Raw genomic sequence first — 20,589 nt, forward strand, 5'->3', positions numbered from 1 at the left:
CAGTATCGGTCGGGTGGATCGACGCGGGTTTCTGAAAGTCGCAGGACTGGCCGGTGCCGGCGCCGCTCTCGCGGCCTGCACCACCACGCCCCCACCGGGTCCGGCGCCGAGCGCGCCACCGTCCAGTTCGACCGTTCCGAGTGGACCGCCCGACTGGACCGCCCTGCGCTCCCGGCTGTCCGGTCAGCTCCTGCTGCCGGGTGGGGACGACTTCGCCTACCAGGGCTTCAACCCGGTGTGGGACAGCCGCAAACCCGCCGCGATCGCCCGCGTCTCCTCCCCCGCCGACGTGCAGGCCTGCGTCGAGGCGGCCCGGCTGCGGGCGCCGATCGCGGCCCGCAGCGGCGGCCACAGCTACGCCGGGTACTCGACGCCGGAGAACGGCCTGCAGATCGACCTGCGCGACCTCGCCGCGATCGAGGTGCTGCCCGGTGACCAGGTGCGCATCGGCGCGGGTGCCGCGCTCGGCGAGGTGTCCCGGGTGCTCGCCGCGTCCGGCCGCTGCCTGCCCACCGGCACGTGCCCGTCCGTCGGCGTCGCGGGCCTCACCTTGGGCGGTGGCATCGGGGTTCTCGCGCGCAAGCACGGGCTGACGTGCGACCACCTGGTGTCGGCGAAGGTCGTGACGGCGGACGGCCGGCTGGTGACGGCCTCGGCCGACGAGGAGCCCGACCTGTTCTGGGCGCTGCGCGGCGGTGGTGGCGGCAACTTCGGGATCGTCACCGAGTTCGTGTTCTCCACCGTGCCCGCTCCCGAGGTCACGGTGTTCTCGCTGGAGTACGCCGCCGGAGCGACGGCGGACGTGCTCGGCGCGTGGCAGACGTGGATCGCGCAGGCGCCGAACGAGCTGTGGGCCAACGTGAACATCCGCGGCGGCGCCCAGCCGACCTGTCGCGTCGGCGGGTGCTTCATCGGGTCCGTGAGCGGTCTGGCGTCGCTGCTGTCCGGACTGCCCGCGCCCGCCGACCGGTTCCTCCAGCCGCAGGGCTACTCCGGTGCCGTGAAGTACTTCGCCGGCACCGGGGTCGAGCACGAGTCGTTCGTCGCGTCGTCCCGGATCGTGCGCGAGCCGATCGGCGACCCGGCGCGGGCCGTGGCGCTGATGAAGGGCCGGTCCGACGAGTCGTACCTGATCTTCGACGGCCTGGGCGGCGCGGTGGCGGACGTCAAGCCGGACGCCACGGCGTTCCCGCACCGCACGGCACTGGCGTCCGCCCAGATCTACTTCAAGACACCGCCCGAGGGCGCCACCGAGACCGCCCGTGCGGTGGCCGAGGTGCGGGACGGCCTCGGCGCCCTCGTCGGCGACACCGGGTACGTCAACTACATCGACCCGCAGATGCCGAAGTGGGCGGAGGCGTACTACGGCGGCAACCTCGCGCGGTTGCGGGAGGTTGCCGCGAAGTACGACCCGGACAAGGTGTTCGCCTTCGCCCAGTCGGTCCGTTAGGGGATTCGTGCGCCCACAGCGGCGAGCGCCTTCGTGACGGGCTGGAAGAACGTCACACCACCGCGGCGGCAGTCACCACTGCCTCCGGAGGTCAGCCCGATCGCGTCGCTGCCGGCGAACAGCGGACCGCCGCTGTCGCCGCCCTCGGCGCACACCGTCGTCTGGATCAGGCCGGTCACCCGGCCCTCCGGGTAGTTCACCGTCGCGTTGAGGGCGGTGACGCGGCCGGAGCGCAGGCCGGTCGTGCTGCCCATCCGCTGCACCTGCCTGCCGACCTGGGCCTCGGCGGCGCGCCGGATCTGGACCCTGCCGCCGTTGCCGGTGTCGACCTGGCTGGGCGCGTTGGTGTCGCGGTTGTTGTAGGTCAGCAGCGCGAAGTCGCCGTTGCCCGGGAACGTCGACCGCGCCACGGTGGCGGCCGCCCTGCCACCGGCGTTGAGCGAGAACTGGCGTCCAGCGGCGGTGCAGTGGCCGGCGGTGAGGATCGCGGGGCGGTTGTCGTTGGTGACGACGTTGAAGCCGAGCGAACAGCGGCTGTTGCCCGCGAAGATCGCGTCGCCGCCCTCCGCGAACAGCCGGAACGTGCCCTCGGTGCGCTGGAGCCGCACGCCCTTGCCCATCTTGTCCACGGTGGACTTCAGGCTGTCCCACTTCGCACCGGTGACGGTGCTGTCGGCGGTCACGACGACCTCGCCGGTGCTCGGGTCCGTGGCCCACGCGGTGCCGGTGGCGGTCGCCTTCTCGCGCAACGTCTCCGCGGCCTTCTCGGGCGCCGTGCGCACGTCGGGCGCCGCCTGGCTGGCGGTGAAGGTCGCGGCGGTGATGGCGACGGCGACGAAGCCGACGGCGGCCGCGATGATCTTCGGACGGCGGTGGTCGTCGTGGTGTGCACCCATGGTGGCCTCTCGCGAACGGTCTGGGGAGTTCGTCGTGCGGCGGCGAGCGGACCGGAGATCCACTCACTTGGGGGGTACGTACCGGGAGGCGGACCGGTTTAGACCGTTTCGTCGGACTGCGGGACTCAGCAGCGGCCGCGGTCGGTGGCGCAGCCGAGCAGGAACGCCATCGTGGTGGCCGCGAGCAGCAGGTCACCGTTCAGCGCGCACACGCACGCGACGGTGAACCACAGGAGCAGCCTCATGGATCGAGGTTAGGGACCGTACGAGACCGGTGCACCCGAATTGAGCAAGGCTTGACCTGCACGAAGTCTTGCGGGTGGGACGTGAGGAGAGCACACGTTCTACTGCGGGCTCCACGCGGTCACCCGGTCCCTCAAGCTCTCCAGAGCCGTGACGGCAGGACCGGCGGACGCGACACCGTCCAGCGCGCACAGGGCGAGGTCGAGGTGCTCGAAGACGGCGGCGCGGGCGCGCAGGCTCGACTGCGCGAACGCCCGGAAGTACTCCTCGGCCACCGCGTCCACGTTCTCCGCCAGCTCCCCGGAGATCAGCGCCTCCGCGAGCTTCGCGTCGGCGGGCGTGACGCGGGACCAGAAGTCCGGCCGGCGCATCGCCCGCGCGGAGACGAGGGAGCCCGCGATGAGCTTGCGCGCCTCGTCCTCGGCGAACGGCTGCCGCTCGTCGCGCCGGGACACGAGCCAGCCGAGCACCACCACGTTGAGCGCCGGGTAGAAGTGGACGCACCCGTGGCGTTCGCGGTAGAGGTCGACCGCGTCCTGGTAGGCCTGGCGCGCCTCGGCCAGGGCGCTCGTCAGCAGCTGCGGATCGTTCGCCACGCACAGCGCGCGCCGGCGTGCGACGCCTCCCCTGAGCGAGTAGCGCTCCGGCGTCCTGCCCATCTCCAGCAGGACGTTCGCCGCGTCCTCCGCCAGCTTGAGCAGGTCGGCCGCTTTCGGGCCGGGGGTGTCGGCGCTCCTGATGCGTTCGACCGCCCACTTCGCCCGGACGTTCAGCAGCTGCTCGAAGGACCTGACCGACCCGGCCGCGTCCCAGTCGTCCTGCGCCGCCTGGTAGCAGGTGACCGCCTGCTCGTACCGCGCGAGCAACGCCCAGACGTCGCCCACCGCCGAGAGCTCCTCACCGCCCAGCCACTCCTTCGGCGTCGCGTCGAGCAGCAGCTGCAGCTCCTTCGCCAACGCCGCGGCCTCCACGTCCGGCGCGTCCTCCGCCCGTCGTTTCACCGACTCGAGCTCGTCGGCCAGCTCGCGGGGCGCCACCAGCTCCTCCCGTCGCGACGACCCGCCGGCCGCGGGGTCCAGCCGGAACGCGGGCGGGCCGTAGACCTGGTAGGCGCCCCACGTGTTGGTCGCGCGGTGGCCCTCCCACACGGCCTTGCGGGCGTTGAGGCTCGCGATGCCCAGCTCGTTGCCGCCCAGCAGCTCGCCGTAGAGCGTGGTGGCGAAGCTGTACGCGGCCTTGTCGTCGACCGCCCAGCCCGCCGCGACCACGGCGCGCACCCCGTTCTCGATGAGCTGCCGGGAGATGCTGGACGCGAACAGGTCGGCGCGCGGGGTGCGGTGGTCCTTCATCCGCATGGCGCCGAGGTGGCAGCAGTTGAGGAAGACGACGTCCGGGGTGGTGCGCATCTTCGCGATCTCCAGGGCGCTCAGGTAGACGCCGTCGCCGATGACCACCCCGCTGCGGGAGCGGTCGTCCGGGTCGAGGTGGCCGTGCCCGGCGATGTGCACGATGCGGTACTCGTGGCGGAACAACGCGTTGAGGATCGGCACGACGTCGTCGTCGTCCGTGTCGCCGATGATCGAGGTGACGTCGTAGCCCCTCGACCTCAGCAGGTCCGCCACCTGCCTGGCCTCCCTGCGCGCCGCGGGCAGCTCCGGCATGCCGGTGCGCGCGGGGTCGCCGATCACCAGCGCGGCGTGCCCCGACGACGGGCGGGTCGTCTCGGCGAACGTGCGCGTCTCCAGCCGGCGGATCACCCCGACCTCGACGGCGAGCGGCTGCACGTCGAGGTCGTGCGACCGGCTGGCGAGCATCTCCAGCGGCAGCGCGCCGGCCTCCTCGTCGATCAGGAGCAGCAGGTTCTCGCTGCCGTACCCCTGTCCCTTCAACGAGTTCGGGACGAGGAGCTCGTACAGCGTGTTGTACAGCTGCTCGTCCGGCTGCTCGTCCGAGATCGCCTCGGTGACGAGTGCGTCGAGCAGCTTGCGCTGGGCGGTGTTCACCCGTTGCTCGGCGCGCGCGGACCGGCCGATGCTCGTGAACGACAGCGCGGCCGCGCCCTGCTCGCCGCCCTCGTTCTCCTCGGCGACGATCCGGACGGTCCGCCAGATCCCCTCGCGGTAGGCGGACGGCTCACCGGGCTTACCGTCGACACCGCGGAGCATGCGGCGTTCGACGACCACCTCGCCGCCCTTGACGTCGAGGCTCTGCGCCAGCCGTACGGCCGCCTTGGTCGCCTGGATCGCCCGTTCCTCGTACAGCTCGACGATCTTCAGGTCGTCGACGACGACCGGGGAGCGGAGGTCCTCCAGCCGCCGGTTCGCCTGGCGCACGCCGGTGACGATCGAGGTGAGCGAGTTCTCGACCGGCATCGGCGGCACGAGCGCCGTGCCCACGAGCACCGCCGAGATCGACAACGGCTCCGGCACCACACCCTGCGGCGTCCGGTCTTCCCTGACGGCGGCGAGCCTCAGCACCGCCTGCGTGACGCCGGCGGTCAGCGCTCCGGGGGTCAGGTCGCCCGCGTCGCCGAGCCCGATGACGAGCCCCGCCGGTCCGTCGGCCGACCCGAACACCTCGCACGTCCCGAGCCTGCCGGGGTACTGGCGGAACGCAGCGCGCCGTTCGAGCGCGCCCTGGAGGTGGGCGTCGAGGGCCTTCTCCGCCCCGCTGATCGGCGTGCCGTCCTGGTGCCCGACGAGCACCGCGCCGCCTTCCCAGCGCAGGTCGCCGTGCACGACACCGACCTTGAGCACCCTGCGCCGCGTCGCGGACCGCCCGCCGCCCCAGGCCAGGCGGACCAGCTCCTCCGCCGTGGGGAGCACCATGAGCCCGCGCGGGTCGGTGAGCGGGCCGGGGGCTCCCGGCGCGGTGGTCGGGTCCGTGAGCAGCTTGCCCGGCGTCCGTCCGGCGAGGAGGTCGAGGACGGCGGCCACGGTGTCCTGGTCGGAGGGCAGGTCCGCGTGCGGCACGAGCGCGTACCAGGTCCGCGGCCGGTCGGCGCGGTCGCCGGGGCGCAGGGAGAACCCGTCACCGTTCGGGGAGACCTGGTACTCGTCGTCGGCGGTCCTGCCGCACACCGTCTGCTCGGCGCTGCCGCAGACCGCGCTGATCCCCGTCCAGCTCGGCGGCAGCAGGGCGTCGCGCCGCTGTTGTGCCTCCTGTCCCGGCAGCAGGTCCCGCAGCACCTCCCACTCGCCGAGCCAGGTCCCCACCCCGGCGGCGTCCGCGGTGTGGTCCAGCAACGCCAGCGCCGCGGTGAACGCGTCCCTGCCCCTGAGCCGCGCCTCGACGAGCCAGCTGCCGTCGAGCGGCGGTCCGAGCAGCACGGCCCGGCCGCCGGCCGCGCTCCACCGCGACCGCAGGTCGCCCTGGGCCAGCGCGGCGAGCAGCACGAGGGCTCCGGCACCGTGCGCGACCACGTGCGGAGTGCTGGTCTCCAGTCTTGCCCGCAGGTCGGTCGCGAGCTCGGTGAGGGTGCGACGTGGGTCGTACTCCCAGGGGTCGAACTTGTGCCGTGAGGCGAGCGCGGACCCGAGCAGCGAGTAGCCGCCGACGAGGTCGCCGGGTTCGCCCTCCCGGCCCGCGAGGACCACCTCGGGGCCGCGGCCGACCAGCTGCGCCAGGTCCGGCCACACGACCTGGCCCCCGAACCTCAGGGTCGAGCCGAACAGGTCGGGCACGAGCAGGACCTCGCCGGTGACCTCGACGGCCTCGCCGCGCTTGACCGGCCACTGCGGCGAAGGGGGCTCGTCGAACCCGTGCGCGGTGTTGCCCGCGAGCCAGTTCTCCAGCGCCTGCCGGCTGTCCTCGTTGGCGAAGTAGCCGCCGTGGTTCACCGACGGCCCCTGGAAGAACGCGCGCCGCGAGCCCTTCCTGGTGACGCCGCCGGACATCGACGAGGTCGGGACGACGAAGTCGTGGTCCTCGCCGTAGAACAGGTCCGCGCCGCGCGTCAGCAACCGGTTCAGCACACCCCTGCCCTGCACGTCTCCCGCGATGGAGGCGAGCCCGTCGTCGAGCTCGGGCGCGGCGAGCAGCATCCGCAGGAAGGGCGACTCCGGCATCTGCGCCTCGAGCCCCGGCATGACCCTGGGATCGGTCCGCTGCTCCAGCATCGCCAGCAGGAACTTCTTGACCAGCGCGGCCATCCCGGTCTCGCGCAGCACCGGCACGAGGGTGAACACGTTGAACAGGAACGAGGCCCACCGGTCGATGCGGCCCGACGCCAGCGTGGTGCCCATGGCGGGACAGGCGACGCGCACGAACCGCTCGACCCGGAGGTTCCGCTGCGCCAGCTCCCCGTGCAGCGCGGGCAGGGCAGCGCGGTCGGGGTGGTCCAGCTCGCCGTAGGCGTCCAGCACCGGGTCGTGCCGTGCTGCGTAGCTCAGCACCTCGCCGACCAGCCCGCCGCGCGAGTGGCTGACGAGGTGCAGCGGTGCGTCGGGCAGGTGCCGCACCGCGTCCAGGGCGTTCTGCGCGGGGGTGAGCCCCAGGGTCGCGTGCTCGACCGCCAGCACCCTGCCCTCGTAGCGGTCGACGATCCGCTCCCACTCGGGCGTGCCGCGCAGCTTCCCGAACGCGGCCTCGGTGTGCGAGAACGTGCCGTGCACCAGCACGAGGTAGGGGTCCGCTCCGTCCGACGGCGGCGCGGTCAGCAGCCCTTCCTTCTCCAGCAACAGCTTCGCGTCCACCCGGTACACGCCACGGGTCTTGGGCTTGCGGCGTCGCACGGCTTCGTCGGCGTCGTCGCGCACCGGTTCGTCGATCCAGCTCGTGAGCGCCTCGGCGGCCTTCTTCGCTGCCGGGTCCAGCACGTACCCCGCCAGCCGGCCGGCCACCAGCCCGGCACCCGACCGCGTCAGCCCCGCACCCGACCGCGTCAGCCTGGGGCCCGGCCGCGTCTGCCCGGGGGCGAACACCGCGTCCAGGTCCTCGATCGCCTGGGCGACGGCGGGTGGCAGCACCACCTTCGAGCGCCGGACGGCCGCGATCCGCGCGCCCTCGCCGCGGCTGCGTTGCTGGTTCAGGTACGCGGCCACGTCCGTCCTGGCGTCCCGTGCCAGACCGGCCAGGGTGGCGGCGCGGTAGAAGGTGACGATGCCGTCGGTGTCCTCGACCTCGACCACGTCGTCGTCCTCGCCCGTCAGGACCACCGTGTCGGAGTCGCCTCGGCTGACGCCCGCGATCTCGACCTCGCGGCGCACCACGTAGCCGACGTCGGCGCCGTAGAGCTCCGCGAACTCGTCGTCGCGGGCCGGTTCCTCCGCTGCACGGCCGTGGAGGGTGAACTCGGCCATGGGCACCCGCTCTCCCGGTGGTGCTGCCGCCTGCGGTGATTCCTCGCTCTGGTGGGGTGGGGTGTTACAGGGGGTGGTGGCGAGTTCCGGCGTGGGGCGAGCGAGTTCCGGCGTGGTCGCCTATTGCGGTCGAGTGCCTGTTCCAGCGTGGGGCGAGCGAGTTCCGGCGTGGTCGCCTTTGCGGTCGGGTGCCTGTTCCAGCGTGGTCGTGCACCTCGGACGAAAGACTGGGTTCATCGCCGCTCCGCGACGATCCGCGATTGGGGCTTGACTTCGGGGCCCTTGCGAGGCGCTCAGTCGGCCGGAAAAGGCCGGATGCTCCGCACCCGGCCGATCCACAAGTGGTAGCACCTCGCACCCAAAGTCAAGCCCCAATCGCCACACCACGAGTGGGTGCACCGCTACCCATCGGCGTCAGGTCTGCACGGCTCGCCTTCGGCATCGCGGTGGGGAGTGCGGGGGTTTTGTTCGCCTCGCCTCCGGCATTGGCTGGGGCTTCGGCTTCGCCGTTGGCGTGTGGTTCAGCGATCGTCAGATCTTGCCCGCCGCCACGTCGGCCAGGGTTACGCGGGAGGACTTGTAGCTCACCACCGCGTGTTGCGATGGAGTCGGCGAGTCCTTGGCAGGGAACACCTCGTTGCGGATCGGGAGGCCGTTGTCGGCGTCGATGGTCAGTGCCGAGGAGGCGTCGCCGCCGAGGATCTCGGGGATCGCGGTGAGGGTCAGCACTCGCTTGCCGTCGGCGAAGCTCTCGACCACGGTCACCACGTCGCTCATGGTGGAGAACAGCTTCAGCACGCCTGCTCGGACCTCGGCGTTGGCGGCGCCCACGAACAGGGCGTGGGTGGCGTTGCTCCACAGGTGGTTGTTCTTCAGGCTCTCGAGAGCCTTGCCCGTCGGGCGGGGCTTGGGGGCGGGCGGCTCCTTGCCCATCTTGCGGAACATCTCGGCGACCTCTGCCTGGGCGTCCGCCCATTCCTTGTCCGCCTCGGCGGGGCTCACGCCGATTCCCAGGAAGTTCCTGTTCGCGGCGGTGAGCATGCCGTCCTTGGCCTTGTCCACCTCGCCGGTCGCGGCCAGGCGGGCGGCGGCCATGATCTTGCGGTCGAAGTCGGTCGCCTGGTCGTCGTTCCTCTTCACCGTGGCGGCCAGGTCCTTCGGGTCGCCGCCGTGGAAGACCTGTCCCTTGTCGCTGTAGACGGTGTAGAAGACGTACGGCGAGCCGTCCGGTGCCGGTTTCGTGCCGATGATCAGGGAGGCGTCGCCCGGCTGGGCGGCGGCCTCGACCTCGGAGGCGAGTTTCACCAGCGGGGACTCGACGGCGGGTGGGGCGGCTGCCTCGGTGGGGGTGGCCGGGGTGCCGCCGCTCGTCGTGGCGATCACCACGGCGGTTGCCGCGGCTGCGGCGCCCATGGCGGCGATGCTCGCCCTGGGCCAGGAGAATCGGCGTTTCGGGCGTGTGACGGTGTTCATCGGCTGGTCCGCCATCGCCGTCCGCAGTGCCGTGCGGGCACGGTCGTAGGCCTCGGGACTCGGGGACGGCACGTCGCTCAGCTTCTTCATCAGATCCATTTCGTCCATGAGTCGCCTTCTCACGTCGTCGGGACTCGGAGCAGCGCGGCCACTTCCGGGGCCTCTCGCAACGCCTTGCGCGCCTGGTGCAGCAGGCGGCGGGCCGTGCCTGCCGGGATGTCCAGCACCCGGCCGGCCTCGGCGACGGTCAGGTCCTCCCAGGCGACCAGGCCCAGCACCTCCCGTTCCTCCGGTTTGAGGCGGGACAGCGCCCTGCGCAGCGGTGCCTGCGCGTCCACGCGGGCGTCCACCGCCGGCCACGGGTCCCAGTCGCGGGCCAGGCCGGTGAGGTCCGGTGCGGGGTCCTCGGCCGGTTCGGACCGCCAGTGGCGTCGCAGCCTGTTCAGCGCGACCCCGTAGAGCCACGGTCTGGCCTCGGGGTACGAGCGGTCGTAGGTCGCACGGGACTCGTAGGCCGCCACCCACACGTCACCGAGCACGTCCTCGGCGGCCTGACGCCCCACCCTGCGCGCGAGGTAGTTCCCGATCGCGGTCTCGTGGCGGCTGATCACCTCCACGAAGGCGTCGTTGTCTCCGCGCAGCGATCTGCCGATCAGTTCCGCGTCTGACGACATGAAGCTCCTAGGGTTCGCTTCTCCCTTGCACCCCGTCTTTGCCACCGCGCGACGAAAGTGTTCAGGAAGCCGGAACCCGCAGGTCAGTGACGTGGGCGCAGGCCGCGTGCCGCCGCGAACCGGTCGGCGGCCTCGTGCAGGTCCACCATCGGCGGAGGGTAGTCGAGCGCCGCCCGGTCGTCCTCGGGCAGCTTCCACGGCTCGTGGACGTACCGCGGGTCCACGTCGGCCAGCTCGGGCACGTAGCGCTTCACGTAGGCGCCGTCCTGGTCGTAGCGGCCGGCCTGCGCCAGCGGGTTGTGCACGCGGTTCGGGCGGGTGTCGGTGCCCGTTCCCGCGACCCACTGCCAGTTCATCTGGTTGTTCGCCAGGTCGCAGTCCACCAGCAGGTCGGCGAAGTGCTGGGCGCCGCGCCGCCAGTCCAGGTAGAGCGTCTTGCACAGGAAGCTGGCCGCGATCAGCCGCGCGCGGTTGTGCATCCAGCCCTCGCGCGCGAGCTGGCGCATCGCCGCGTCCACGATCGGGTAGCCGGTGCGGCCGTCCCGCCACGCCTCGAAGTCGCGGTCCGAGCGGCGCCAGCGGTCGTCGCGGGTGCGGTAGTCCTTCGTGGCGGACTCGGGACGGGCGGCGAGCACCTGGTGGTGGAAGTCGCGCCACGCGAGCTGGCGGACGTAGGCGCGGGCGCCCTCCGACGCGGTGCCGGTGCGGTCGATCAGCTCGGTCACCGACACCGTGCCGAAGTGCAGGTGCGGGGACAGGTGGGAGGTGGCGTCGTCGGCCAGCGCGTCGTGCAGGCCGGCGTAGTCGTCCACCCCGCCGTTGACCCAGCTCGTCATCAGCTTCCGGCCGGCCGTCTCGCCTCCCTGGGCGAGATCCGGTGACGGGGTGCCGTGACGCAGGTTCTTCGGCACCTCGCCGCCGAGCCGCGGCACGGTCAGCTTCGCGGGCGCCCGCAGGACGCCCCGGCGTTGCACGGTCTCCCACTTGCGGAAGTACGGCGTGAACACGGCGAAGTGGTCGCCACCGCCCGACGGCGTGAGGGACAACGGCGGCACGGCGTTGATCGACGCGTCGTGCACGTGCAGGTCCACGCCCAGCGCCTGCAACGCCTCCTCGCGGCGGCGGGCGTACCGGCTGACGTCGGCGGCGACGTGGATCTCGGTGACGTCGTGCTCGCGGACGATCCTGGCGACCTCGTCGACCGTCTTCCCCTTGCGCACGACCAGCCTGCCGCCGCGGTCGCGCAGCGCGGAGTCCACATCGGTCAGGCAGTCGGCGAGGAACGAGGCTCGGTTCGCGGTGAAGAACGAGGACGAGAGGATCGCGTCGTCGAGCACGAACAGCGGGACGCACCGGTCGGCCGCGGCCGCGGCGTGCAGCACCGGGTTGTCGTGGACCCGCAGGTCGCGGGTGAACAGGGCGATCGACGTCCTCATCGGTGAGCGGTACCCGGTGCCGCCCACCGGCAACCCACGTTCATTCGTTCGTGAATGGACGGTTGCGCCTACCCGAAAACGGGCAGTTCATGCGCGTGACGACCGACCACGAAGACTTGCTGCCCGCACACCTCGACCGCGAGGCGCAGGAGTTACTCGATCCGCACCACCACCGCGCGAGCGCGCACCTCGGCGACCGGCTCGTCGTCGACCCCGAGCAGGTGCTCGAGAACGTCGCGATGGCGATGGAACGCCTCGACCTCGACATCGGCACGCCGGTCAGCATCGAGGAGGACGTCGCGACGCTCGAGGAGCTCGTGGCGATGGTCGACCACTTCGGCAAGGGGCCGCTGCTGGTCGCCCACACGCTCAACACGGCCGCGCGCGTCATGACCGCCCGCTACCCCGCCGAGCTCGTCCGGCACCCGCTGCCGCCCGACTGCGACCTGCGCTGGCTGTTCCACGCCGACGTGGACGAGCGCAGCCAGGACGTGGCGCGGGCGGTCTTCAACCGCCGGCTGGCGGAGGACGCGGACGTGCGGTACACCGAGGTCGCGGTCGACCTCGACGGACTGTCGTCACAGCAGCAGATCGAGGTGTTCATGGCGGTGTTCTTCCTGTACGGCACGAAGATCGGGGCGTTGCAGAACCGGACCGGCATCCGATGAGGTGTCTCGTGATGGGCGCGACCGGGCACCTCGGGTCGCGCCTCGTCCCGGAGCTCGTCGCCGCCGGCCACCAGGTGGCCGTGCTGGTGCGCGACAGCGCGCAGGCGACGCTCTTCCCCACCAACGTCCTGGTGCACGTCGGTGACGCCACAAACCCGCACGCCGTCCGGGAGGCGGTGGCGGGCAACGAGGTCGTGTACTTCCTCGTGCACTCGCTGGACCGGCCGGACTTCGCCGACGTCGACCGCGAGGCCGCCGTCGTGCTCGCGGCGGAGGCGTCGGCCGCGTCCGTGCGGCAGGTCGTCTACGTCGGCGGGCCGCGCCCGGACTCCCCCGGCCTGTCCGCGCACCTCGCCTCGCGGGCCGAGGTGGGCGACGTGGTGGCCTCCGGCCGGGTGCCCGCACTCGTGCTGCAGGCGTCGATGATCATCGGTGCCGGCTCGGCGAGCTTCGAGCTGCTGCGCTCGTCCGCGCGCCTCACGCCGTGGGTGCCGGTGCCGTCGTGGATGCACAACACCAGCAGGCCGGTCGCGGTCGCCGACGTCCTGCACTACCTGGTCGCCGCGGCCGACGTGCCGGAGCCGGTCGACGGGGTGTTCGACGTCCTCGGCCCCGAGCGCCTCAGCTACCTCGAACTGGTGCAGCGGTGCGCGCGGGTGCTGCGGCTCCCGGTCAGGATGCCCCTGCCGGCGCCGGTCTGGTCGCACAAGCTCGCCGCGCAGGTCGCCGGGCTGGTGACGCCCGTGTCCGCCGCGGTCGCGGAACCGCTGTTCGAGTCGCTCGACCACGACCTCGTGACCGACGGCCCGCCCGTCACCGACGTGCTGCCCGAGCCTTCCGGCGGGCTGACGAGCGTCGACAACGCCATCCGCGCCGCGATCGAACCGGAGCCGGAGGACACCAACGGCGAGGTGTTCACCGAGGAACGGACGGTGCTGACCGAAGCGTCGCCGGAGGACGTGTGGCGCACGGTGAACACGTTGGGCGGCAAGGACGGCTGGCACACGATCCCTCTCGTGTGGACTGTCCGTGGCGCGATCGACCACCTCTTCGGCGGCATCGGCCTGTACCGGGGCCGCGCGCCGGAGGTCGGCGAAGGGGACGTCGTCGACTTCTGGACGGTGGTGCACCGCGACGACGACGCGCGGCACCTGGTGTTGCGAGCGGACATGAAGATGCCCGGCCACACCCTCCTCGACATGCGCGTCGATCGCGAGGGCGACCGCACGCGCTACCGGCAGAAGGTCACCTTCACCGCCGACGGGCTGCTCGGGCAGCTGTACTGGGTGGCGCAGAAACCGTTGCACGACATCGTGTTCGCGACCATGGCGCGCGGGATCGTCCGAAAGGCGTGCGCGAGCCCTTGATCACCTGCATGATCTCCGCATGCGCAGTTCACTGTTCAACCACGAGGAGCGGGCCGTCGAGCCCGGGAGCTTCCAGCTGCAGAACGAGCGGATGCTCAAGGTGGACCTCACCGGCAGCGGCGGGTTCTTCTTCGCCAAGCAGGGCTCGATGGTCGCCTACCAGGGCGACGTCGACTTCGCCTACGAGGGCGCCGGCGGCATCGGCAAGCTGTTCAAGAAGGCGTTCACCGGCGAGGGCATGTCGCTGATGAAGGTCTCCGGCAGCGGCGACGTGTTCCTCGCCCAGGACGCCGACGAGATCTTCGTGCTGTACCTGGAGAACGAGAGCGTCACCGTCAACGGCAAGAACGTGCTCGCGTTCGACAGCACGCTCCAGTGGGACATCAACCGCACCGAGGGCGCGTCGATGCTCAGCGGCGGCCTGTTCAACACCACCTTCACCGGCACCGGGGCGCTCGCGGTCACCGCGTACGGGACGCCGGTCGTGCTCAACGTGGACGTGCCGACGTACGTCGACATGCAGTCCGCGGTCCTGTGGTCCACCTCGCTGCGGTCGTCGATCAAGAAGACGGCCAAGCTCGGCGCGGTGATCGGCCGCGGTTCCGGCGAGGCGTACCAGCTCGCGCTGCAGGGCCAGGGCATCGTGGTCGTGCAGGCGTCGGAGGGTCACCCCGTCCCGACCGCCCAGTAGGTGACGCGGAACTCGTCGGTCCCGGACCGATGAGTTCGCGCGGGCGGCGCGGTCCACCCCTCGACCCGGAACGGAAGGAAGACCCATGACCCAGCTGGTGAAGGTCCAGAACTTCGTCGTGTCGAGCGACGGGTACGGCGCCGGTGAGGACCAGACCCTCGACCGGCCGTTCGGCCACGCCGATCCCGGCACGATGTTCGCGTGGGCCGGTGCCACCGCGAGCTGGCCCAACCGCACCGACCCCGGTGGCAGCCGCGGGCTCGACGACTACCTGACCCGCGACTTCGCGCACAACATCGGCGCGGAGATCATGGGAGCGCACAAGTTCAGCCCGCACCGCGGTCCGTGGGAGAACCAAGACTGGCAGGGCTGGTGGGGCGACGAACCGCCGTTCCACACGCCGGTCTTCGTGCTGACCCACCACGTGCGGCCGTCGTTCACGCTGTCCGACACGACGTTCCACTTCGTGGACGACGAGCCGGCCGCCGTGCTCCGGCTCGCCAAGGAGGCCGCGCAGGGCAGGGACGTCCGGATCGGCGGCGGTGCCACCACCGTCCGGGCGTTCCTCGACGCCGACCTGATCGACACCCTGCACGTCGCGGTGGCGCCGGTCGAGCTGGGGCACGGCGTGCCGCTGTGGAAGTCGCCGGACGAGCTGCTCGACCGGTTCCACCTCGACGTCGTGCCCAGCTCCAGCGGCGTGACGCACCACCTGTTCTGGCGGAAGTGACGTCAGGCGGCCGGCACCAGGACCGTGCGCTCGAACGGTCCGCCGTGCGCGGCCGCGTGGGTGACGGCGTCGTTGACCTGGCCGAGGCCGAACGTGGTGACGCGTTCGGGGGCGAGGTCGAGGGCGCCTGAGGCGATCAGGCGGATCATGCCGACGTTCGCCGTGCGCGGGTACATCCACTGCCCGCGCACGGTGACCGAGTTCCGCATGATCCACGGGTACGGCAGCGCGAGCTCGGGACCGCCGAGCATGCCGACGCCGCCCATCAGCACGACCCGCCCCTGCTCCCGCACGGTCATGGCCGCCGCCCGTGCCACCATGCTGGGTGCCTCGGGTGGCAGCACGTCGAGCACCACGTCGACCGGACCGGCGGCGGCGCTCATGGCGGCGCGGTCGGTGTCCTCGTCTCCGGTCAGCTCGACCGGGGTGACCCGCGTGCCGAACCGGTCGGCGAGCAGGTCGAGCACGGCCCGGTTGCGGCCGGGCGCCACCACGTGCCCGGCGCCCATGGCCAGCGCGACGGCCACGGCGCTGCTGCCGAGGTTGCCGGTCGCCCCGCTGACCAGCAGCGTCTCCCCCGCCTGGAGGCCGCCGGCCAGCAGACCGCCGTACGGGATGGTGTGCACGCTCAGTGCGGACCACCTCGCTGGGTCGGCTTCCGCAGGCAGTCGGTGGACGTTCTCGGTCGGCACTCGCATGAGCTGGGCGAACGATCCGTCGTGCAGATAGCGGGCCAGCCGTGCGCCGCCTTCGCCGCGAGAACTCCAGCCCTGCAACGTGATGTCGGGCGTCAGTGCGTCGTCGCGGGAACGCACGGTGCAGTCGCACCACACGAGGTCCCCCTCGCGGAGTTTCGTCGCATCAGGACCCACGGACACCACACGGCCGATGCCGCCGACTCCGGGAATGACCGGTGGTTCGAGCGGATAACGCCGTGCACCGCTGAACACCTCGTCCGAGTACGGGGCCAGGCAGGTCGCGAGGACCTCGACCACCACCTCACCACCACCGGCTCGCGGGTCGGGCACCTCGTGCACGGTGAGCGGGGACCCGAAGGCCGTCAACGTCGCTGCTCGCATGGGAAGAGCTCCTCACTGTCTGTTCCCCTGCGACGCTAGGAGCGGAACCGGCATGCGGGAAGCGAAGATCGAGCATCTCTGGTATGCGTGGTCGGCATGGACGTGTCGAGCGCGAGCCTGCGGGTGCTGTGCCAGATCGCCGAGTCGGGCAGCTTCACCGCGGCCGCCGCGCAGCTGGGCTACACGCAGTCGGCGGTCTCCCGGCAGGCGATCGCGCTCGAACGGAGCACGGGCGCCACCCTGTTCGAGCGGCGCACGGACGGCGTGCGGCTCACCCGGTCCGGGCTGACGCTGCTGCGGCACGCCCGCGCGATCCTGGCGTCCGTCGACGCCGCCGGGCAGGACCTGTCCGGTGATCCCCGCGCGGAGGTCGTGCGGGTGGGCGTGATCCTCAGCGCCGGCCCGGTGCTCCTGCCCGCGGCGCTGGCCCGGCTCGCCACGACGGCGCCGTGGGTCCGCGTGACCACCCGCGAAGGCACCACCCCCGCGCTCGCACGGGCGTTGCGCACCGGGTCGATCGACCTCGCGGTGCTGACCTCCCGGCCGCCGCACCGGCCGCCCGACGGCGACTCACCCCGCCTGCACGTGACGCCCGTCCAGGACGTGGAGCTGCTCCTCGCCGCGTCCGCCGCCGGTCCGTTCGCCGGCCGCACCTCGGTCCACGTGGACGAGCTGGTCGACGCGCCGTGGGTCGCCACGCCGTCCACGTCGGCCGAACCGCTGCTGGGCGTCTGGCCGGGACTGCCGGGGCGGGCGCGGGTCGTCCACAGCGCACGGGACTGGCTGACGAAGCTGCACCTGGTCGCCGGGGGTGCCGGTGTCACGACCGTGCCGGAGAGCATGGTGCCGGTGCTGCCCGCCGGGGTGACCGTCCTGCGGGTCGAGGGCGCGCCCGCCGAGCTGCGCCGGGTGCTCGTCGCCCGGCTTCCCGGCCCGGCCACGGCGGCCGTCGCGGCGGTGACCGAGGCGATCAGGACGACCGCCCAGGGGTGACGCCGGCCGGGCCCCGGCCACTCGGTCACTCGGTCACTCGGCCACGTGGATCCCGAGGTCCGTGCGGCCGGGTGCGAGGTCCTCCCGCAGCGCGCGGGTGTGCGCGTAGTCGCCGTCGCGCAGGCGCCGGAACCGCCGCGCCCGCTCGCCGCCGACCCCGCCGAGCCTGGTCGCCAGCCGCTCGGCCTGCTGCTCGACCTGGCCGGGACCGAGCGAGTCGGCGTCGTGGACCACGTGCAGGTCCAGCACCTCGATCCCGACGTACCAGAGCACGCCGTGCGTGACCGGGAAGAGCAGCGAGTCGAGATCACCGCTGATCCCGCGCGGGCCGATGGACCGCTCGTCCTCACCGGCGGTGACCACGACCAGCGCCTTGCGCCCGGCCAGCCCGCCGTCGCCGTACCGGCGGGGCACCCCGAGCTCGGGGTCGTCGTCACCGTAGGCGAACCCGCTCGTGAGCACGCGGTCGAACCAGCCCTTGAGGATCGCGGGCGGCCCGTACCACCAGAGCGGGAACTGGAGCACGAGCAGCTCGGCGGCGGCCACCTTGGCCTGCTCCTGCCGCACGTCCTCCGGCAGCCGGCCTTGGACGTAGGCCTCCCCGGCGAGCTCGGCGATGTTGCCGGGACGTGCCGCCAGGTCTCCCAGGTCGCGCTCGGACAGCACGGGGTCGAAGCCCTGGGCGTAGAGGTCCGAGACCGCGACCTCGTACCGCTGCGACAGGGCCTTCGTGCCGGCTTGCAGGAGGCGGTCGTTCAGGGAGTCGCGGCGCGGGTGCGCGTACACCCAGAGCACGGTGTCCGGCTTCGGCGGATGAGCGATCGTCATGCCTGCCAGTAAAGCGGCGGACTTCCGTGCGCAGGAATGTGCGAACGTCCGACGCGCATGTCCGGGCGTTCCGCGTTTCTCAGCGGTTCACGGTGACGAGGACTCGTCCGCGGCCGCCGGCATCGACCCGTTCGTGGGCGGCGGCGATCTCGTCGAGCCCGAACACCTCACCCACGTGCACCTTCACCGCACCGGCGGCCGCGGCGGCCGTCAGTTCCCGTGCGGCAGCCCGTTTCGCGGCGGCCGGGAAGTCGTCGCTGCCGAACAACCGCACGGTGACGTTCGCGAAGAGCAACGGCCAGAACGGCAGCTCCGTCCGGTCGTTCCGCGTGCCATAAGCCGCGATGACGCCGTCGTCGGCGATCACGGCGACGTCCAGGTCGGCGTTGTCCGACAACGAGACCTCGATGATCCGCTGCACCCCGTCCGGCGCGCCCGCCCGGATCGCCTTCACGGGGTCCGGGTCGTCGAGCGCGACCGCGTGCTGAACCGTCGCGGGGTCGACGAGATCCAGGTCGCGCGTCCTGGTCACCGTGCCCACGACCGTCGCGCCGGCGTGACGTGCCAACTGCGCCGCAAGCGACCCGACACCACCCAGCACCCCGTGCACGAGCACCGTCCGCCCGTCGACCGGCCCGTCGGCGAACAGCGCGCGGTGAGCGGTGATCCCGGGAATGCCGAGGCTCGCCCCCACCTCGTCGCTCACGTGGTCCGGCAACGGCACGGCCAGGTGCTCAGGCAGCACCGTGTACTGCGCGGCCGTCCCGAACGCCCGGTAGGACTGCGCGTTGTAGACCCACACGCGCTGCCCGATCCGGCTCCTGTCGACGCCTTCACCGACCGCGTCCACGACACCGGCGGCGTCGCTGTGCGGGATGACGCGCCGGAACGGCATCTCCGACCCCAGCCAGCCGCGCCGTTTCTTGGTGTCGCCGGGGTTGACGCCGGACAGCCGGACCGCGACCCGGACCTCGCCCGGGCCTGGGGTGGGGTCGGGCAGCTCGCCCACCCGGAGGACGTCTCGTGCGGGGCCCTGCCGGTCGTACCAGGAGGCGAGCATGGTGGCTTCGCTTTCTTGTGGTGGTGGAGGAGGAGGTGGTGGTGGGGTGCGCGGTTTTCGGGTTGTGGAGGGGGTTCTCGGGCCGAGGGGGTTCTCGGTCGCGAGGGTCGCCCAGCCGCGGAAGTCCCCCAGATCGCAGGCATCCCTCGCGCCGTCGGTCTCGCGCACCGGCCCCCTCAGCCAGTGATGTCCCTTGTACGGGTGGGGCCCCTCGCTCTGTGGGCCCCCTCGGGCCGTAATGCCCGCTCGCTCCGTGGGTTCGCTTGTGCCGTGGGTTCGCTTGTGCCGTGGGTTCGCTCGTGCCGCGGGTTCGCTCGTGCCGTGGGGGCCCCTCAGCCCGTAGGCCCCCTCAGGGCGCGGGGCCCCTCAAGCCGTGGGCCCCCTCAAGCCGTGGGCCCTTCACGGCGTGGGGTCCCTCAGGGCGTGGGCCCCCTCAGAGCGTGGGCCCCCTCAGAGCGTGGGGTCCCTCAGGCCGTCGGACCCGCCAGTCGCCACCCGCTCTGCCAAGCCCACCCGTTCCGCGCGTTCAAGCTGACGTTGAGGAATGCCAACTCCTCCAGCGACCGCGCCATCCGCAGGCTCCCCGCGTCCACCGGCCGGAACCCCAGCGACGCCAACAGCTTCGCCGCCAGGTCCTTCGCCGCGTCGTCGTCACCGGCGTAGTACCCGTCCAGCGGCTGCCCGTCCTCGCTCGGCGCGCCCAGACGAGAGGCGAAGACCGTGTTGAACGCCTTCACCAGCTTCACGCCCGGTGCCGCGGCGGCGAGGTCCTCGGCGTGGCTGGTCGCGGAGGTGGTGAGGTCGCTCAACGTGTCGTTCAGCGGGTTGGTGGCGTCGAGGACGACCGCGCCGGGCGAGTCGATCTCGGCCAGCACCGCGGCGGCGGCGCTGGCGGGCACGGCCAGCACGATCACGTCCGCGTCCCTGGCCGCCTCGGCCGTCGCAGCTGCCTTGCCGCCGACGTGTTCGGCGACCTTGAGCGCGTTCTCGTGGTGGGCGGCGGCGACGGTGACCTCGTGTCCCGCCGTCACCGCGGCTGTGGCGAGGCCTGCTCCGACGTTGCCGGCACCGATGATCGCGACTCGCATGACTGCCTCCGCAAATAGTTCAAGGTTGAACTTTCTGAGGCCCGAGGCTAGGTGCGTTTGGTTCAAGCGTCAAGTAAATTGGTGAGGTGACCCCGGCCTCGAAGGATCCGCGCTGGCTGACCGCGGAGCAGCGTCTCGCCTGGCTCGACATGGTGCGCGTGCTGACCCGGTTGCCCGCGACCCTCGACGCGCAGCTCGAACGGGACGCCGGGCTGTCGTTCTTCGAGTACCACGTGCTGTCGATGCTGTCCGAGACGCCGTGCGGGGCGCTGCGGCTGAGCCGTCTCGCCCAGTTGACCAGCTCGTCGCTGTCGCGGCTGTCGAACGTCGTGAAGCGCCTCGAGTCGCGGGGGCTCCTGCGGCGCGAGGCCGATCCCGACGACGGCCGGGCCAGCCGGGCGGTCCTCACGGACGAGGGGCTGGCCGCGGTCGAACGGGCGGCGCCGGGTCATGTCACGACGGTGCGGGAACTGGTCGTCGACGCTCTCGACCCCGCGCAGCTCGACCAGCTGCACGGCGCGTACGAACGGATCCTGGAGCACCTGGACCCGGCGTCCACGACCCGGCCGGAGTGGCTGGAGAGCTGACAGGGCCGCGAACTGGCCGTTCACGA

At 72.1% G+C, this 20,589-nt stretch carries 16 protein-coding genes; 7 read left to right on the forward strand and 9 right to left on the reverse strand.

The genetic code is table 11. From position 1 onward, the window contains the following. The first annotated feature begins 13 nt into the window (after window positions 1-13). The gene (locus ACFWV3_RS35765; RefSeq protein WP_382418077.1) at window positions 14-1,450 is read left to right on the forward strand and encodes an FAD-binding oxidoreductase; all 1,437 of its coding nucleotides are present in this window, start codon (window positions 14-16) and stop codon (window positions 1,448-1,450) included. On the opposite strand, the gene ACFWV3_RS35770 is transcribed toward ACFWV3_RS35765, so the two are convergent. The 5 genes from ACFWV3_RS35770 to ACFWV3_RS35790 form a co-directional block, all read right to left on the reverse strand. After that, window positions 1,447-2,346 carry a S1 family peptidase gene (locus ACFWV3_RS35770; RefSeq protein ID WP_382418079.1) on the reverse strand — a complete coding sequence of 300 codons (900 nt, stop codon included), beginning with the start codon at window positions 2,344-2,346 and terminating at the stop codon, window positions 1,447-1,449. The genes ACFWV3_RS35765 and ACFWV3_RS35770 overlap by 4 nt on opposite strands. A gap of 344 nt (window positions 2,347-2,690) precedes the next feature. Then, window positions 2,691-7,889 carry a CHAT domain-containing protein gene (locus ACFWV3_RS35775; protein ID WP_382418081.1) on the reverse strand — a complete coding sequence of 1,733 codons (5,199 nt, stop codon included), beginning with the start codon at window positions 7,887-7,889 and terminating at the stop codon, window positions 2,691-2,693. Window positions 7,890-8,420: 531 nt separating this feature from the next. Further along, on the reverse strand, window positions 8,421-9,470 hold the full coding sequence (locus tag ACFWV3_RS35780) for a hypothetical protein (protein ID WP_382418083.1): 1,050 nt from the start codon (window positions 9,468-9,470) through the stop codon (window positions 8,421-8,423). Window positions 9,471-9,481: 11 nt separating this feature from the next. Next, window positions 9,482-10,036, reverse strand: coding sequence for an RNA polymerase sigma factor (locus ACFWV3_RS35785; RefSeq protein ID WP_382418085.1), 555 nt, complete (start codon window positions 10,034-10,036; stop codon window positions 9,482-9,484). 83 nt (window positions 10,037-10,119) lie between these two features. After that, complete coding sequence (locus ACFWV3_RS35790) at window positions 10,120-11,472, reverse strand: cryptochrome/photolyase family protein (RefSeq protein WP_382418087.1); 1,353 nt, start codon at window positions 11,470-11,472, stop codon at window positions 10,120-10,122. Between the two features lie 89 nt (window positions 11,473-11,561). Between ACFWV3_RS35790 and ACFWV3_RS35795 the strand changes: the two genes are divergently transcribed. From ACFWV3_RS35795 to ACFWV3_RS35810, 4 genes are all read left to right on the forward strand, one after another. After that, complete coding sequence (locus ACFWV3_RS35795) at window positions 11,562-12,140, forward strand: hypothetical protein (protein WP_382418089.1); 579 nt, start codon at window positions 11,562-11,564, stop codon at window positions 12,138-12,140. An 11-nt stretch (window positions 12,141-12,151) separates the two neighbouring features. Next, a complete protein-coding gene (locus ACFWV3_RS35800) occupies window positions 12,152-13,507 on the forward strand; it encodes a DUF2867 domain-containing protein (protein ID WP_382418091.1) in 1,356 nt (451 codons plus the stop codon). Between the two features lie 19 nt (window positions 13,508-13,526). After that, the gene (locus tag ACFWV3_RS35805) at window positions 13,527-14,198 is read left to right on the forward strand and encodes an AIM24 family protein (RefSeq protein WP_382418093.1); all 672 of its coding nucleotides are present in this window, start codon (window positions 13,527-13,529) and stop codon (window positions 14,196-14,198) included. 85 nt (window positions 14,199-14,283) lie between these two features. Then, entirely contained in the window at window positions 14,284-14,928 is a 645-nt protein-coding gene (locus ACFWV3_RS35810; RefSeq protein WP_382418095.1) for a dihydrofolate reductase family protein, read from the forward strand. 2 nt (window positions 14,929-14,930) lie between these two features. Here the strand turns inward: ACFWV3_RS35810 and ACFWV3_RS35815 are convergent, their stop codons facing one another. Beyond that, window positions 14,931-16,007 carry an alcohol dehydrogenase catalytic domain-containing protein gene (locus tag ACFWV3_RS35815; protein WP_382418097.1) on the reverse strand — a complete coding sequence of 359 codons (1,077 nt, stop codon included), beginning with the start codon at window positions 16,005-16,007 and terminating at the stop codon, window positions 14,931-14,933. Between the two features lie 96 nt (window positions 16,008-16,103). Between ACFWV3_RS35815 and ACFWV3_RS35820 the strand changes: the two genes are divergently transcribed. Next, window positions 16,104-17,000 carry a LysR family transcriptional regulator gene (locus ACFWV3_RS35820; RefSeq protein ID WP_382418099.1) on the forward strand — a complete coding sequence of 299 codons (897 nt, stop codon included), beginning with the start codon at window positions 16,104-16,106 and terminating at the stop codon, window positions 16,998-17,000. 33 nt (window positions 17,001-17,033) lie between these two features. Here the strand turns inward: ACFWV3_RS35820 and ACFWV3_RS35825 are convergent, their stop codons facing one another. From ACFWV3_RS35825 to ACFWV3_RS35835, 3 genes are all read right to left on the reverse strand, one after another. After that, window positions 17,034-17,828, reverse strand: coding sequence for an NAD(P)H-dependent oxidoreductase (locus ACFWV3_RS35825; RefSeq protein ID WP_382418101.1), 795 nt, complete (start codon window positions 17,826-17,828; stop codon window positions 17,034-17,036). A gap of 79 nt (window positions 17,829-17,907) precedes the next feature. Continuing rightward, a complete protein-coding gene (locus ACFWV3_RS35830; protein ID WP_382418103.1) occupies window positions 17,908-18,888 on the reverse strand; it encodes an NADPH:quinone reductase in 981 nt (326 codons plus the stop codon). A 467-nt stretch (window positions 18,889-19,355) separates the two neighbouring features. Then, a complete protein-coding gene (locus tag ACFWV3_RS35835) occupies window positions 19,356-19,976 on the reverse strand; it encodes an NADPH-dependent F420 reductase (RefSeq protein WP_382418105.1) in 621 nt (206 codons plus the stop codon). An 86-nt stretch (window positions 19,977-20,062) separates the two neighbouring features. Here ACFWV3_RS35835 and ACFWV3_RS35840 point away from each other — a divergent pair, with 86 nt between their 5' ends. Next, window positions 20,063-20,563 carry a MarR family winged helix-turn-helix transcriptional regulator gene (locus tag ACFWV3_RS35840; RefSeq protein WP_382418106.1) on the forward strand — a complete coding sequence of 167 codons (501 nt, stop codon included), beginning with the start codon at window positions 20,063-20,065 and terminating at the stop codon, window positions 20,561-20,563. Window positions 20,564-20,589: the final 26 nt, after the last annotated feature.

Origin of the sequence: Lentzea sp. NPDC059081, assembly GCF_042738015.1 — a bacterium.
In the GTDB taxonomy this organism is placed as follows: domain Bacteria; phylum Actinomycetota; class Actinomycetes; order Mycobacteriales; family Pseudonocardiaceae; genus Lentzea.

Bases quoted from the DNA above. Each gene is read 5' to 3' on its own strand.
- ACFWV3_RS35770 (WP_382418079.1), bottom strand. From the start codon at position 2,346: ATGGGTGCACACCACGACGACCACCGCCGTCCGAAGATCATCGCGGCC.
- ACFWV3_RS35775 (WP_382418081.1), bottom strand. From the start codon at position 7,889: ATGGCCGAGTTCACCCTCCACGGCCGTGCAGCGGAGGAACCGGCCCGC.
- ACFWV3_RS35780 (WP_382418083.1), bottom strand. From the start codon at position 9,470: ATGGACGAAATGGATCTGATGAAGAAGCTGAGCGACGTGCCGTCCCCG.
- ACFWV3_RS35785 (WP_382418085.1), bottom strand. From the start codon at position 10,036: ATGTCGTCAGACGCGGAACTGATCGGCAGATCGCTGCGCGGAGACAAC.
- ACFWV3_RS35790 (WP_382418087.1), bottom strand. From the start codon at position 11,472: ATGAGGACGTCGATCGCCCTGTTCACCCGCGACCTGCGGGTCCACGAC.
- ACFWV3_RS35795 (WP_382418089.1), top strand. From the start codon at position 11,562: ATGCGCGTGACGACCGACCACGAAGACTTGCTGCCCGCACACCTCGAC.
- ACFWV3_RS35800 (WP_382418091.1), top strand. From the start codon at position 12,152: ATGGGCGCGACCGGGCACCTCGGGTCGCGCCTCGTCCCGGAGCTCGTC.
- ACFWV3_RS35805 (WP_382418093.1), top strand. From the start codon at position 13,527: ATGCGCAGTTCACTGTTCAACCACGAGGAGCGGGCCGTCGAGCCCGGG.
- ACFWV3_RS35810 (WP_382418095.1), top strand. From the start codon at position 14,284: ATGACCCAGCTGGTGAAGGTCCAGAACTTCGTCGTGTCGAGCGACGGG.
- ACFWV3_RS35815 (WP_382418097.1), bottom strand. From the start codon at position 16,007: ATGCGAGCAGCGACGTTGACGGCCTTCGGGTCCCCGCTCACCGTGCAC.
- ACFWV3_RS35820 (WP_382418099.1), top strand. From the start codon at position 16,104: ATGGACGTGTCGAGCGCGAGCCTGCGGGTGCTGTGCCAGATCGCCGAG.
- ACFWV3_RS35825 (WP_382418101.1), bottom strand. From the start codon at position 17,828: ATGACGATCGCTCATCCGCCGAAGCCGGACACCGTGCTCTGGGTGTAC.
- ACFWV3_RS35830 (WP_382418103.1), bottom strand. From the start codon at position 18,888: ATGCTCGCCTCCTGGTACGACCGGCAGGGCCCCGCACGAGACGTCCTC.
- ACFWV3_RS35835 (WP_382418105.1), bottom strand. From the start codon at position 19,976: ATGCGAGTCGCGATCATCGGTGCCGGCAACGTCGGAGCAGGCCTCGCC.